Below are 12,814 nucleotides of genomic sequence, written 5' to 3'. Positions count from 1 at the left end.
CCCCTAGAACAGACTGTGGACACCGGCGCCGACGCCGATGGCGAGCTTGGCCGCGTGGAACGCCTCCGCGTAGCGGCTCTGACACTGCACTCCGCGCACCCTCGCCAATCCGCGGAACGTCTCCTCGTCGAACCAGCCACGCGCGTGCTGCGAGGGGTAGTGCGCGTGCAGCAGATCGGTCTTCTCCCGCACCGTCTCCTCTTTGAGCGGCACGAAGACGGCGGGCTGCGCCAGGTCGGACTCCCACTTGAGGATCTCGTAGCCCAGCGTCAGGTGATCGCGGAAGACCGTGGGCGCCAGGCGGGCCAGGCCGCGGTGGTCCTGATGCGCGTCGTGCGGCGCAGGGGCGAACACCAGGTCGGGGTCGCACCGCCGCCGCAGGTCCTCCAGGGCCAGCTTGGCCCGCTCCCAGTGGGTGGGCAGCCGGCCGTCCGGCAGGTCGAGCACGGTCAGATCGAGCTCCGCCTTGGGGCAGAAGGCGGGCAGCGCCGCTCTCTCCTCGGCCTCCCGCCCGGTGCCGCCGCCGGACAGCACGAGCGCGGTGACCCGCAGCCCGGGGCGGGCCCGGCAGAGCTCGAGCAGCGTCCCGCCCGCCCCGATCGGCAGATCGTCGCAGTGGGCGGCGAGGAGCAGGATCTCCCGGCAGTGCTCCGGCACCAGCGTCAGCACGGCGCCGCCTCCCACAGCGCCCACGGCCGCTCGCCCCTGGCCCAGGCCCGATCCAGTTCCAGCCGCTGGTTGACCGTGTCGGTGGGCCGCCAGTAGCCCCGGTAGGGGTAGGCCAGCAGCCTGCCGCGCTTGGCCAGTTCCGTGCAGCCGTGGGCGACCAGGTCGCCGCCCTCCGGAATGTGCTCGAAGATCTCTTGGCGGAGCACGAAGAAGCCGCCGTTGACCCACAGCGGCATCTGGCTGATCGGGGTGATCCCGCCGACCAGCCCGCCTTCCGCCAGGTCCACGCAGTGGAAGGTGTTGCCCGGCGGCACCACCAGCATCGAAGCACCCGCGTCGGCGGCGGAGAACCGGTCGATGACGTCGGACAGCGGCACGTCGCACAGCACGTCGGCGTAGTGGGCCAGGAACATCTCCTCGCCTTCGAGGTGCGGCCGCACCCGGCGCAGCCGTTCGCCTATGGGGGTGTCGAGCCCGGTGTCCGCGAACGTGATCGACCAGTCGGAGATGTCGGTGGACAGCGGCTCGACCCGGCCGCCGTTCAGCACGAAGTCGTTGGAGTCGGTCTCCTGATAGTTGAGGAAGAACTCCTTGATCGAGTTGGCTCCGTACCCCAGGCACAGCAGGAAGTCCCTGTGCCCGAAGTGCGCGTAGTAGCGCATGACGTGCCAGAGCAGCGGCCGGGGCCCGACGAGCTGCATCGGCTTCGGCAGGTCGCCGCCGGGCAGCTCGCTGCGCATCCGCGTACCGCGCCCGCCGCAGAACAGCACGACCTTCACACGACCTCCAGGTGGGGGATGGGGAAGACCAACCGGCCGCCCCACTCGCGGACGTAGGAGAGCTGCTCGGTCAGCTCCTCGCGCAGGTTCCAGGGGAGGACCAGGACGTAGTCGGGCCGGTCGGCGGCCAGACGCTCAGGCGGCAGGATCGGAATCCGGGTTCCGGGGGTGAACCTGCCGTGCTTGTAGGGGTTGCGGTCCACCGTGTACGGCAGCAGGTCGGGCCGGACTCCGCAGTGGTTGAGCAGCGTGTTCCCCTTGCCCGGCGCGCCGTACCCGGCGACGGTCCGGCCCTCCTCCGCCGCGTCGATGAGGAACCGCAGCAGGTCGCGCCGGACCCGGGCGACGCGCAGGGCGAAGTCCTCGTAACCGGACGCCTCGTGCAGCCCCGCCGCCTTCTCCCGGGCCAGCACCTCCGAGACCCGCTCACCCGGCTCGCCGCCGGGACTCGCCCACAGCCGGATCGAGCCGCCGTGTGTGGGCAGCAGCTCCACGTCCACCAGCGTGAGGCCGCCGCTCGCCAGCGCCCGCCGCGCCGAGGCGACCGTGTAGTACTGGAAGTGCTCGTGGTAGATCGTGTCGTACTGGTTGAGCTCGATGAGCGAGAGCAGGTGCTGCACCTCGATGGAGACCAGGCCGTCGTCGGCGACCAGTGCGCGCAGGCCCTCGGTGAACCCGATCACGTCGGGGATGTGGGCGTAGACGTTGTTGGCCACGACGAGATCGGCCGGCCCGTGCTCGGCGCGTACGGCAGCGCCCACCTCCGGGGTGAGGAACTCGGTGAGCGTGGGCACGCCCCGGTCCCTGGCGGCCTGCCCGACGTTCGCCGACGGCTCGATGCCGAGGCAGCGCACCCCGCGGTCGACGACGTGCCGCAGCAGGTAACCGTCGTTGCTGGCCACCTCCACCACGAACGAATCCGGTCGCAGATCCCGGTCGGCGACGAACCTCCGCGCGTGCTCCACCCAGGACGTCGAGTAGGAGGAGAAGTACGCGTACTCGGTGAAGGTCTCCTCGGGGGTGATCAACGGCGGGATCTGCGCCAGCCGGCAGTCGGTGCACACGCGCAGGTGCAGCGGATAGGTGGGCTCCGGCTCATCGAGCTGATCGGCCGTCAGGAAGCGCTCGCACGGGGGCGTCGCGCCGAGGTCGACGACCCCCATCAGGTCGGCGGAGCCGCACAGCCGGCAGGTTGCCATCATTTCGCTCCTTCGCCGCCGGCGGCGGCAGAATCGTCAGGACCGGAAGAAACTCGCAAGATCGGGAACAGCCGTCTCCGCTGTGTCATGCTTCGGTCATGGATCGCCTGAGCATCGACGGAGCCTGGTGCCACACCCCCCGCGTCCACGGCGACTCGCGCGGCGCGTTCCTCGAGGCGTACCGCATGGCCGACCTGCGTGCCGCCTCCGGCCGCGGGCTGGAGGTCGCCCAGGTCAACTGCTCGGTCTCCAGGCGGGGCACCCTGCGCGGCGTCCACTTCGCCGACGTGCCTCCCGGACAGGCCAAGTACGTCACCTGCGTCGCGGGGTCGATCCTCGACGTCGTGGTGGACATCCGGGTCGGCTCGCCGACGTTCGGCCGGTGGGAGGCGGTCACCCTGGACGACGAGTCCAGGCGGGGCCTGTTCATCGCCGAGGGGCTCGGCCACGCCTTCCTCGCACTCAGCGAGCAGGCGACCGTCGTCTACCTGTGCTCGCAGCCGTACGCACCCGGCCGGGAGCACGGGATCCACCCGCTCGACCCGGACGTCGGCATCGACTGGCCGTCGCCCGCCGGGGAGCTGACCCTGTCGGACCGGGACGCCGCCGCCCCGACGGTGAAGGAGGCGCTGGCGGCCGGTCTGCTGCCCGGGCACCGAGACTGCCTCGACTGGTACGCCGCCGCTCACTGAACCCCCGCCCTCTCCGCCGTGAGCGCGGGCCAGGCGGCGTGCAGCGCGTCCCGCCAGTGCCGCATGGGGGCCAACCCCGCCCGCGCCCATCCGCCGTGTGCGAGCACGCTGTAGGCCGGGCGGGCGGCGGGCCGGGGGAACGCCGCCGAGGCGACCGGCCGCACCCGGCCGGGATCGGCGCCGAGCAGGGTGAAGATCTCCCGGGCCAGGCCGTACCAGGTGGTGCTCCCGGAGTTCGTGCCGTGATAGATCCCCGCGGGTGCGCCCGACTCGGCCAGCACGACGATCCACAGGGCCAGGTCGGCCGCCCAGGTGGGCTGGCCGCGCTGGTCGTCGACCACGTCGACGGTCTCCCGCTCAGCGGCCAGCCGGATGATCGTACGGACGAAGTTCCGCCCGGCCGTGCCGTACAACCAGGCGGCGCGCACCACGTAGCCGTCCGCCGGAAGGACCTCGGTGACCATGCGTTCCCCGGCGAGCTTCGTGCGGCCGTAGGCGTTGACCGGTTCCGTGGGCTCGGCGTCCTCCGCGTACGGCTCCCGGCCCCGGCCGTCGAACACGTAATCGGTGGACGGCTGGACCAGCCGCGCCCCCACCGCCGCGCACTCCCGCGCGAGTACGCCCACGGCGTCGCCGTTGACGGCGAGCGCCTCCTCCTCGTGGGTCTCCGCGTCGTCGACCGCCGTCCAGGCGGCGCAGTTGACCACCACGCCGGGCCGGATGTCGCGCACCGCCGCGCGGACCGCCGCCGGGTCGCGCAGGTCGAGCCCGGCCCGGTCGAGCGGGACGACGTCGCGCCCGCGCTCCCGCAGCACGGCCACGAGGTCGGTGCCGAGCATGCCGCCGGCCCCGGTCACGAGCCATCTCGTCATCACGCGCCCGCCCTGAGCGGTCGCCACCAGTCGGCGTTGCCGGTGTACCAGTCGACGGTGCCGGCGAGGCCGTCGTCGAACGCGACCGCCGGGCGGTGGCCGAGCCGTCGCAGCCTCGTGTCGTCGAGTGAGTAGCGGCGGTCGTGGCCGGGGCGGTCGGCCACGTGCTCGACCATGTCCCAGTCCGCGCCGAGCGCGTCGAGCAGCCGCCGGGTCAGCTCCAGATTGGTCAGCTCCGCCGTGCCGGCGATGTGGTAGATCTCGCCGGGATCGCCCGCCTCGGCGACGAGCCGGATCGCCCGGCAATGATCGTCGACGTGGATCCAGTCCCTGACGTTGCCGCCGTCCCCGTACAACGGGACCTTCCGGCCCTCCAGCAGGTTGGTGACGAACAGCGGGATCACCTTCTCCGGATGCTGGTAGGGCCCGTAGTTGTTGCCGCAGCGGGTGATCGACACGGGCAGCCCGTACGTGACCGCGTAGGCGAGGGCGATCATGTCCCCGCCCGCCTTCGCGGCCGCGTACGGCGAGCGCGGCCGGAGCGAGGCGGACTCGTCCCAGGACCCGATGTCGATCGACCCGTAGACCTCGTCGGTGGAGACGTGGACGACCCTGGGCACGCCCGCTTCGAGGCAGGCCTGCATGAGCGTCTGGGTGCCGAGCACATTGGTGCGGACGAACGCGGCGGGCCCCTCGATCGACCTGTCGACGTGGGACTCGGCGGCGAAGTTGACGACCAGGTCGTGACCGGCGACAACGTTCGCCATCAGCGCGGCGTCGCAGATGTCGCCGTGGACGAAGTCGTACGCTCCGGAGACCGGTTCGAGGTTGGCGAGATTGCCGGCGTACGTCAGCGCGTCCAGCACCGTGATCTTGTCATCGGTCTCGGCGACGGCCGTACGCACATAGTGGGAGCCGATGAAACCGGCGCCACCGGTGACGAGCACTCTCATGAGGAGATCTGGACCTTACTGTGATCGCCGAGCACCAGCCGGTGAGCTCGCGGGGTGTTGGGGGCGGGGGTGACCTCGACGTCGTGACCGATCAACGAGGCCTCGATCCTGCGGACGCCGTCGATGGAGGCACGGGCGAGGACGATCGAATACTCGATCTCGCTGCCGGTTATCCGGCAGTCTCCGGCGATCGAGGTGAACGGGCCGATGTAGGAGTCACTGATCAGGGTCCCCGCGCCGATGACGGCGGGACCGACGACGCGGGAGCGGCGCACCGTCGCGCCGGGCTCGACCGCGACCCGGCCGATCAGCTCGGAGTCGTGCACGTCGCCGTCCGACCGCGTCTCCAGGGACTCGAGCACGAGCCGGTTGACCTCCAGCATGTCGGCGACGTTGCCGGTGTCCTTCCAGTAGCCGGAGATCAGCGTGGGCTCGACGGCCCGGCCCGACTCGATGAGCCACTGGATGGCATCGGTGATCTCCAATTCGCCGCGCCACGACGGTTTCAGCTCGGCCACCGCCTCGTGGATCTCGGGGCCGAAGAGGTAGACGCCGGCCAGCGCCAGATCGCTCTTGGGCGTGCGGGGCTTCTCCTCCAGGCCGACGACCCGCCCCTGGCCGTCCAGCTCGGCGACCCCGAACTGGCTCGGATCGGAGACCCGGGTCAGCAGGATCTGCGCGCTCGGCCGCCGCGACCGGAAGCGTTCGACCAGCCCGTCGATCCCGCCGACGATGAAGTTGTCGCCGAGATACATCACGAAGTCGTCGTCGCCCAGATAGTCGCGGGCGATCAGCACGGCGTGCGCCAGCCCGAGGGGCGCCTCCTGGCGGAGGTAGGTGACCCGGAGCCCGAAAGCGGAGCCGTCGCCGACGGCGGCCTCGATCTCGGCGTGGGTGTCCCCCACGACGATGCCGACGTCCCGGACACCCGCGGACGCGATCGACTCCAGCCCGTAGAACAGGACGGGCTTGTTGGCCACCGGGACGAGCTGCTTGGCCCGGGTGTGGGTGATGGGCCGCAGACGGGTGCCGGAGCCGCCGGCGAGCACGAGCGCCTTCATCCGCGGTGTTTTCCGCTGCGCTTCTTCCCGCTGCGCGGCTTTTCGCTGCGCCGCTTTTCGCTGTGGGGCATTCAAGGGGGCGGCCGTCATCTCAGTAGGCGCCTTCCCCGCGGGTGACCGCCGACCAGGTCTTCCACAGCAGCTGCAGGTCCAGCATGAGCGACCAGTTCTCCACATAGCGCAGGTCGAGCCGGACCGACTCCTCCCACGTCAGGTCCGATCTCCCGCTCACCTGCCACAGCCCGGTCATCCCCGGTTTGACCACGAGGCGACGGCGCACGTCCGCGCCGTACCGCTCGACCTCGACGGGCAGCGGCGGACGCGGGCCGACCAGTGACATCTCGCCGCGCAGCACGTTGAGCAGCTGCGGCAGCTCGTCCAGGGAGTAGCGGCGGAGCAGGGCGCCGACCCGGGTGATCCTTGGATCGTTCCGAATCTTGAACAGCACACCGTCGGACTCGTTTCTGTCGAAGAGCGTCTGTTTGAGCCGCTCGGCGTCCGCGACCATGGTGCGGAACTTCAGCATGTGGAACTCCCTGCCGTGACGGCCGACCCGTCTCTGACGGAACAGGGCCGGGCCCGGGCTGGTGGTCCGGATGACGACGGCGATGGTGAGCATCGGCACGGCCACGACCGCCAGCACCAACGCCGCCATGACCTTGTCGAACGCGCTCTTGACGACCTGGCGGATGCCGTCGATGTCGGGATGCTCGACATGCAGCAGCGGCATGCCGGCCACCAGCCGGATCCCGATCCGCGGCCCGGCGACGTCCATGAGCGCAGAGGCCACGAACAGATCGGTGCCCCTGGGCTCGATTCCCCAGGCGAGCCGCCGCAGGGCCGCACCGTCCAGTTCCGGGCAGGCGAGCACGGCGACGGCGTCGGCCTCGGCCTTGTCGACGACGGCGGGGACATCGTCGAAGTCCCCCAGCACGGGCACCCCGCCCACCTCACGACACAGTCGGGGGTCGCCGGACGGCAGGCACGCGGCGACGACCCGCATGCCGTGGTACGGCTGCCGCCGGAACTGCGCGACCAGATCGAGAACGGATGCGGGGTGTCCCACCGCCACCACCCGGCGCAGGCGCTCGCCTCGGGCCCGCAGCCGGTGCAGTCGCCTGCGCATCCGGTGGCGGAACACCAGGGTGATCAAGGTCGCGAGCGGCATCATGGCCATCACGTAGCTTCTCGCCACGGTGGCCTGGGTCGCGTAGGCCCCGATCGCGGTCGCGGCGATGAGACCCATTCCTCCCTGCGTGACGACGCGGAACTCCTCCGCTCCCTCGCCCTGGGTCTTACCGCCGTAGGCCCCCACGAGTGCCATGACCCCCGGCCACATGATGGTGAGGGCCAGCCCGAGCAGGAAGTCCTCGATCGGGATGAACTGCCCGAGGCCGACCCGGGTCAGCACGACGGTCGCCAGCGCGACGAAGGCACAGACCAGGTCGCCGATCACCAGCAGCCGGGTGTGACGTGCAGCGGGCGCGCGCTGTGACCGGCGCGCGCGGATGATGTCGGTGACGACAGCAGGATCGGGCGATCCCAGTCGCATTTCCATTTACCACGCCCCTCGCCGCCGGACCTTCCGCGAGATTGACGCCCCTATCGCCCCTCAGGTTGACCCAAGTCTCGTTCACATTGGAGCCGGCGCTTCAAGCTGATACTAAAGAACAACCCATGAGTATGGAATGTGGCCATGCATCCAAAATCGACCGCGAGCCGATCGTCCGAAACCCGAGAAAGAGGTCCGATTCAAGAATTCCCGGACGACGAAAATCCGAGCGCGCCAACGGGTCGGGGCCGGAGCGAGAAGAACCGATGCGGCTTCCGGACACCGTCCGTCTCGGTCTCCGTTTCCCCCACGACGGACATCGGGCCAGATGACGGGCATGCTCCTCGAAGGCCGGTGGACGGCGGAGGCCGACGGAGCGTGCCGAACCACGGTCACCTCCGGCGTCCCGGCCACGCGGACCACGCTGCACACCGAAGCGAATCATAAAGACGACATAAACCGCTATGTCGGCTTCGTCGCTTTTATTACACGGCCGACTTTCGGACAGGCGGATACCGTGAGGCTACCGCACCGAATCACGACGAAAGCGAGCCTTATTCATGTCTTGACCGCACCCCTGACAGTGCCCGAATTCCCACCACCAAATCGGAAATGGCACCCCAGTCAGGGACGATCAGTCGTATTCGAGATCGGGAAGCGGGGCGGGAGGCTCTGGACTACGCCATACCACGACATATTCGTCATGTGCGCTCTCGACGGCAGTGCTCAGCCGATCAAGGTCGAAGTCCGGCAGATACCTCAACCGGGTCAGGAAGCTCGCATCGGTCGCCGACTTGGGGACGACACAGCCCTCCCCCTCACCGTCCAGGAGGACTATGAAAACGTCGCCGTCGGCGGGCACGTGCCCGCCGACCCTGACCTCGACGACGTCTTCCCAGGCGAGAGCCTCGACGCTGCCGTCAGCGTAGTGGCGGGTCACACCTTCTTCGGTGACGTACACATAGGAATCCGGCACTGCGTTGCCGTGCATGGGCGCGATTGTGGCCACTCGAAGCCGCACCGCGCAAGCCAACCGGCGCAAGGCCGTGTCCCGAGGAAGGCCGGAGATGCCATCGAACCGGCCCGGACCTGCCCCGGAGCCGTCGTACGGCGATCGCCCGCCGACGCGCGACGGCCATGACCCCGGCCCGAGTAAGTGGACGGCAAGGCATACCCGACAGCAAACCGGGACATTACGCGAACTGTCCCCCAAATGTTAAGAAGCTTCCCTGGATAGTACGACTCCCAGATTGCTAGTGTTTCGCCACTATTAACTGAGGGGTCACGGACGGACAGGGTTATGGCTGGCCGGAAACGTTCCATTCGCTTCAAGATCACGGCAATCCTGCTCGTACCGGCCATCGCTCTGGTGATGATGTGGGGGGTCGGCGCCTCCTACACGATCCGGATGGGCGTCGAGCTGCTCCGGATCCAGACCGTCTTCACGAACGTCGTACAGCCCATAGGCGGCGTGCTGCAGCAGCTGCAGCGCGAGCGCCTGCTGACCGCCGCCTGTCTCAACTCTCCGGTCGCGCTCAAGAGCGAGCTCGACAGGGAGCGCAAGGCGACCGACGAGGCGGTGGCCGAGCTGGCCCGCTCGTCGGCGAGCGTCAAGGACGAAACGCCTCCCGCGGTGTGGAGCCGGGTCCAGGACCTCATCAACAGGACACGCAAGCTCGACGAGCTACGCGACCGGGTCGACCGGCACGCGATCCACAGTCTCAACGCCATCGAGGAGTACAGCGCGGTCGCCGAGGTCGGGTTCTCGGCCTACGACTACCTCATGGTCTCCGCCGACATCGACATGATCGAGCAGACCAGGGCCGTCGTCCTGGTCGTGCGCAGCCATGAGCTGGTGAGCCAGCAGTCGGCGCTGCTCACCGGCATCCAGGTGGCCGGCCGCATGACGCAGGACGACCGCGACGCCTTCGCCGCGATGGTCAGCAAGCGGCGGATGCTCTACAACCTCGGCACCGGCCAGCTCGACGCCGAGCTGCTCCGGCCCTTCAACGAGCTGAACAACTCCTCCCTCTACACCTCGTTCGTGTCCATGGAGGATCAGATCCTGAGCCGGATCAAGCCCGGCAAGCCGCTGCCGTCGAGCGCGCTCTCCTGGCCGACGATCAGCGAGGGGGTGTCCAAGAAGTTCGAGGATCTCACCCTCTCGGCCGGCACGACCCTCTCCGCCCGGGCGGCCCCACGTGCTCAGGGCATCCTCCTCAGCATCGCCCTCATCGGCGTCGTGGGACTCATCGTGATCCTCGGCACCGCGTTCGTCTCCTTCCGGTTCGCCAGGAGGATCACCAGCGAGCTCACCGAGCTCCAGCGAGCCGCCATCGAGCTCGCCGACCTGCGGCTCCCCCGCATCGTCAACCGCCTCAGGCGCGGTGAGGACGTCGATGTGGCGGCCGAGACCCCGCCCATGATCGAGACCACCGAGACCGTGGAGGTCGAGAACGTCGGCCAGGCGTTCGCCTCGGTGCAGCGCACCGCGATCGAATCCGCGGTCCAGGAGGCCGCGCTGCGCCAGGGCGTCAACAAGGTCTTCCTCAACCTGGCCCGCCGTAGCCAGTCGCTGCTGCAGCGCCAGCTCCGCATGCTCGACAGCCTGGAGCGGGAGGTCACCGACCCCGAAGTCCTGGAGAAGCTGTTCGGGATCGACCACCTGACCACCCGCATGCGGCGGCACGCCGAGGGTCTCATCATCCTCTCGGGCGCGGCCCCCGGACGCGGCTGGCGCGACTCGGTCAATCTCTTCGACGTGACCCGCGCCGCCGTGGAGGAGGTCGAGGACTACCTGCGGGTCGACGTGATCGTGCCGCACGGCCCCGCCCTGGTCGGCAACGCGGTCACCGACGTCATCCACCTCCTGGCCGAGCTGATCGAGAACGCCGCGATCTTCTCGCCGCCGCACACCCGGGTCCAGGTACGCGGCGACATGGTCGCCAGGGGCTTCGCGCTGGAGATCGAGGACCGCGGCCTCGGGATCGCGCCCGAGGAGATGGCCCGGCTCAACGAACTGCTCGCCGACGCGCCCGAGTTCGACCTCGCCGACAGCGACCGGCTCGGCCTGTTCGTCGTCGCGCGCCTCGCCCAGCGCCACGGCGTACGTGTCTCGCTGCGGCCCTCGCCGTATGGTGGGACGAGCGCGGTCGTGCTCGTCCCGAAGGAACTGATCGTGGCGGCCGAGGTCCCTGATCTGTCGATCGAGACGATCGCGGTGTCGCATCCCGCCCCCGCGCTCGCGCTCACACCACCGGCCGCTGACACCGCCGCCACCGATCGGGCAGAGCGGGGCAAGGACGGCGAACCGGGCAGCAGATCGGGCGACAGGAACGAGTTGCCAAGGCGGGTACGGCAGGCCAACCTCGCACCACAACTGCGCGATGAGCGGGCGGACGTGTTCTCCTCATTCCAGGCGGGCTGGCAGCGCGCTCAGGAGGAGTCGTGACGGAACAGGATTTCGGGCCGCTGCTGCGGCCCTACACCCTCACCCGGGGCAGGACCCGCCCGACGGGGCCCGATTTCGACATGATGATGATCATTCGGACCACCCCCTCGGCCCATGCCCGTACCACCGGGCTCGCCCCCGAACATCTGCGGATCCTCAACCTGTGCCGGTCACCGTCCTCGGTCGCGGACATCGCCGGGGAGCTGAACCTGTCGCTGAACGTCGTCCGGATCCTCCTGGGCGACCTGCGCGACCAGGGCCTGATCACGGCCCGCCCGCAGGCGACCGTCGCGCAACTGCCGCAGGAGCACATCCTCCGCGAGGTGATCCAGGGTCTGCAGGCACTGTGACGGCGGCCTGAACCGGCCGCGCCACCGGACCCGGCGGAGTCGGAAGCGGCGCGATCACGACGGGCACTGTTCGAGCAGCCGTCCGACCTGCCCGCGAGCCGGCGCGATGAGCTCGTCCGCGTATCGATCCAGCGTGGCCGTGCACGCCGCCACGTCGGCGATCTCGGCCGGGGGCAGATCGAGGAACACGTCCTCGCCGTCCAGCACGATCTCACCCCGCACCGCGAATCCCCCATCGGTCCGCACCGCGACCGACAACTCGAAGACGATCTCGTGCCCAGGGAGCGCGAGCTCCAGGCCCAGCCGTACGGCCCGGCCCGCCAGATCCGAGATCGGCACCCAGCGGACGTGGGGAAAGTTGGCGTCGGAAAGCGACCGGCCGGTCTCACTGAACCGCGCCGCCGTACGCATCAGCGCCCTCAGGAGATCGGCGGCACCCCTGCTGTTGGCGTCCACTCCGGCAGGTTAGATCATCCGAAGTTCACGATCACCCGAAATTTGGTTGTTCAGCCTGATTTCTCGCCACCCGAGTCAGCGGCGGCGCTCAGTCGAAGGCGTAGCACTCCACCTCCGCGCGGCGATGGGTCATCCCGCCCTGTACGGACGTGCGGACGCAGGCCTGCTCACGCTCGCTCAGCTTCAGCTCCCCGCAGACGGTGACACCGGAGTAGGTGCGGCAGTCGAGTGTGGGATCGGGTCTGCCCACGCAGTATCTGTCCGCGACGTCCGCCCGGCACTGCTCGCGCGCCTCCTTCGTATCCGCGTAGCGGCACTGGTCGCGGAGGGTCTTGTACTGAGCCTCGCTCACCTGTCGCCGCGCCTTCGCCGGCCGCTGCGCCTCCGTACCGACCTGCGCGCCCGGCCTCGGCTCAGGCGGCCCCCCGGCCCGCGATCCGGCGTGCGTGTGAACGTGGCCCGTGGCGGCGGCGGTCGTGCCCAGCATGGCCAGCGTGGCGAACACGGCGACTGCGAAGATCTTCTTCATGGCATTCCCCCTCCTGGGAACGTACCCGCCGAAACGGAATACCGACCTCCGTACCGCCTCCGGCTGATCCACCACGACAACACGCGCGGCGAATCCAGATCACGCGTTCGGTAGGTTCGGTGTCGCCATTCTCATCGTGGTGGCGGTTCACGGACCGTCGAGTCCCCTCCTTTTCCGGGTTCTCCACCGTTGGCGGCACCGACGGCTCCGGCAGACGAGACGATCACGGCTCGGCGTCAGCACGCGGAGTG

General features: G+C 69.5%; 13 protein-coding genes. 3 read left to right on the top strand and 10 right to left on the bottom strand.

The window, feature by feature from the left end:
- Positions 1 to 3 precede the first annotated feature (3 nt).
- Genes ACQP1K_RS03015 through ACQP1K_RS03005 form a run of 3 tightly spaced genes read right to left on the bottom strand, consistent with a single transcriptional unit; the run spans position 4 to position 2,650 of the window.
- Complete coding sequence (locus tag ACQP1K_RS03015) at positions 4 to 693, bottom strand: PIG-L deacetylase family protein (RefSeq protein ID WP_433499340.1); 690 nt, start codon at positions 691 to 693, stop codon at positions 4 to 6.
- Positions 663 to 1,448 carry a glucose-1-phosphate cytidylyltransferase gene (locus tag ACQP1K_RS03010; RefSeq protein WP_433499339.1) on the bottom strand — a complete coding sequence of 262 codons (786 nt, stop codon included), beginning with the start codon at positions 1,446 to 1,448 and terminating at the stop codon, positions 663 to 665. The genes ACQP1K_RS03015 and ACQP1K_RS03010 overlap by 31 nt, the downstream gene beginning before the upstream one ends.
- The gene (locus ACQP1K_RS03005) at positions 1,445 to 2,650 is read right to left on the bottom strand and encodes a methyltransferase domain-containing protein (protein ID WP_433499338.1); all 1,206 of its coding nucleotides are present in this window, start codon (positions 2,648 to 2,650) and stop codon (positions 1,445 to 1,447) included. Before ACQP1K_RS03005 ends, ACQP1K_RS03010 begins: the two co-directional genes overlap by 4 nt.
- Before the next feature lie 95 nt (positions 2,651 to 2,745).
- Between ACQP1K_RS03005 and ACQP1K_RS03000 the strand changes: the two genes are divergently transcribed.
- Positions 2,746 to 3,339: a dTDP-4-dehydrorhamnose 3,5-epimerase family protein gene (locus ACQP1K_RS03000; protein ID WP_433499337.1), complete on the top strand. Its 594-nt coding sequence runs from the start codon at positions 2,746 to 2,748 to the stop codon at positions 3,337 to 3,339.
- Here ACQP1K_RS03000 and rfbD read toward each other — a convergent pair.
- The 5 genes from rfbD to ACQP1K_RS02975 all read right to left on the bottom strand — a co-directional run bounded on the left by rfbD (position 3,333) and on the right by ACQP1K_RS02975 (position 8,768).
- Entirely contained in the window at positions 3,333 to 4,211 is an 879-nt protein-coding gene (rfbD, locus tag ACQP1K_RS02995) for a dTDP-4-dehydrorhamnose reductase (protein WP_433499336.1), read from the bottom strand. The genes ACQP1K_RS03000 and rfbD overlap by 7 nt on opposite strands.
- On the bottom strand, positions 4,211 to 5,164 hold the full coding sequence (gene rfbB, locus ACQP1K_RS02990) for a dTDP-glucose 4,6-dehydratase (protein ID WP_433499335.1): 954 nt from the start codon (positions 5,162 to 5,164) through the stop codon (positions 4,211 to 4,213). The genes rfbD and rfbB overlap by 1 nt, the downstream gene beginning before the upstream one ends.
- Positions 5,161 to 6,225 (bottom strand): glucose-1-phosphate thymidylyltransferase, encoded by a 1,065-nt coding sequence (locus ACQP1K_RS02985; RefSeq protein WP_433499334.1) that lies wholly within the window; start codon positions 6,223 to 6,225, stop codon positions 5,161 to 5,163. The genes rfbB and ACQP1K_RS02985 overlap by 4 nt, the downstream gene beginning before the upstream one ends.
- A gap of 91 nt (positions 6,226 to 6,316) precedes the next feature.
- Complete coding sequence (locus ACQP1K_RS02980; protein ID WP_433501468.1) at positions 6,317 to 7,777, bottom strand: sugar transferase; 1,461 nt, start codon at positions 7,775 to 7,777, stop codon at positions 6,317 to 6,319.
- A 634-nt stretch (positions 7,778 to 8,411) separates the two neighbouring features.
- Positions 8,412 to 8,768 (bottom strand): hypothetical protein, encoded by a 357-nt coding sequence (locus ACQP1K_RS02975; protein ID WP_433499333.1) that lies wholly within the window; start codon positions 8,766 to 8,768, stop codon positions 8,412 to 8,414.
- A 309-nt stretch (positions 8,769 to 9,077) separates the two neighbouring features.
- On the opposite strand from ACQP1K_RS02975, the gene ACQP1K_RS02970 reads away from it, so the two are divergent.
- Both ACQP1K_RS02970 and ACQP1K_RS02965 read left to right on the top strand, forming a co-directional pair.
- Positions 9,078 to 11,228 carry a sensor histidine kinase gene (locus tag ACQP1K_RS02970; RefSeq protein ID WP_433499332.1) on the top strand — a complete coding sequence of 717 codons (2,151 nt, stop codon included), beginning with the start codon at positions 9,078 to 9,080 and terminating at the stop codon, positions 11,226 to 11,228.
- Positions 11,225 to 11,578 carry a DUF742 domain-containing protein gene (locus ACQP1K_RS02965; protein ID WP_433499331.1) on the top strand — a complete coding sequence of 118 codons (354 nt, stop codon included), beginning with the start codon at positions 11,225 to 11,227 and terminating at the stop codon, positions 11,576 to 11,578. Before ACQP1K_RS02970 ends, ACQP1K_RS02965 begins: the two co-directional genes overlap by 4 nt.
- A gap of 54 nt (positions 11,579 to 11,632) precedes the next feature.
- Here ACQP1K_RS02965 and ACQP1K_RS02960 read toward each other — a convergent pair whose 3' ends face one another.
- On the bottom strand, positions 11,633 to 12,034 hold the full coding sequence (locus ACQP1K_RS02960) for a hypothetical protein (protein ID WP_433499330.1): 402 nt from the start codon (positions 12,032 to 12,034) through the stop codon (positions 11,633 to 11,635).
- Between the two features lie 88 nt (positions 12,035 to 12,122).
- A complete protein-coding gene (locus ACQP1K_RS02955) occupies positions 12,123 to 12,563 on the bottom strand; it encodes a hypothetical protein (protein WP_433499329.1) in 441 nt (146 codons plus the stop codon).
- Positions 12,564 to 12,814: the final 251 nt, after the last annotated feature.

The sequence above is a fragment of the Sphaerimonospora sp. CA-214678 genome (genome assembly GCF_050942215.1).
Classification (GTDB): Bacteria; Actinomycetota; Actinomycetes; order Streptosporangiales; family Streptosporangiaceae; genus Sphaerimonospora.
Note: the sequence above shows the minus strand (reverse complement) of the source record. Positions and strands in the feature narration are given on the sequence as shown.

Coding starts and splice junctions, on each gene's coding strand:
- ACQP1K_RS03005 (WP_433499338.1), bottom strand. CDS start 2,650: ATGATGGCAACCTGCCGGCTGTGCGGCTCCGCCGACCTGATGGGGGTC.
- ACQP1K_RS03000 (WP_433499337.1), top strand. CDS start 2,746: ATGGATCGCCTGAGCATCGACGGAGCCTGGTGCCACACCCCCCGCGTC.
- rfbD (WP_433499336.1), bottom strand. CDS start 4,211: ATGACGAGATGGCTCGTGACCGGGGCCGGCGGCATGCTCGGCACCGAC.
- rfbB (WP_433499335.1), bottom strand. CDS start 5,164: ATGAGAGTGCTCGTCACCGGTGGCGCCGGTTTCATCGGCTCCCACTAT.
- ACQP1K_RS02985 (WP_433499334.1), bottom strand. CDS start 6,225: ATGAAGGCGCTCGTGCTCGCCGGCGGCTCCGGCACCCGTCTGCGGCCC.
- ACQP1K_RS02980 (WP_433501468.1), bottom strand. CDS start 7,777: ATGCGACTGGGATCGCCCGATCCTGCTGTCGTCACCGACATCATCCGC.
- ACQP1K_RS02975 (WP_433499333.1), bottom strand. CDS start 8,768: ATGCACGGCAACGCAGTGCCGGATTCCTATGTGTACGTCACCGAAGAA.
- ACQP1K_RS02970 (WP_433499332.1), top strand. CDS start 9,078: ATGGCTGGCCGGAAACGTTCCATTCGCTTCAAGATCACGGCAATCCTG.
- ACQP1K_RS02955 (WP_433499329.1), bottom strand. CDS start 12,563: ATGAAGAAGATCTTCGCAGTCGCCGTGTTCGCCACGCTGGCCATGCTG.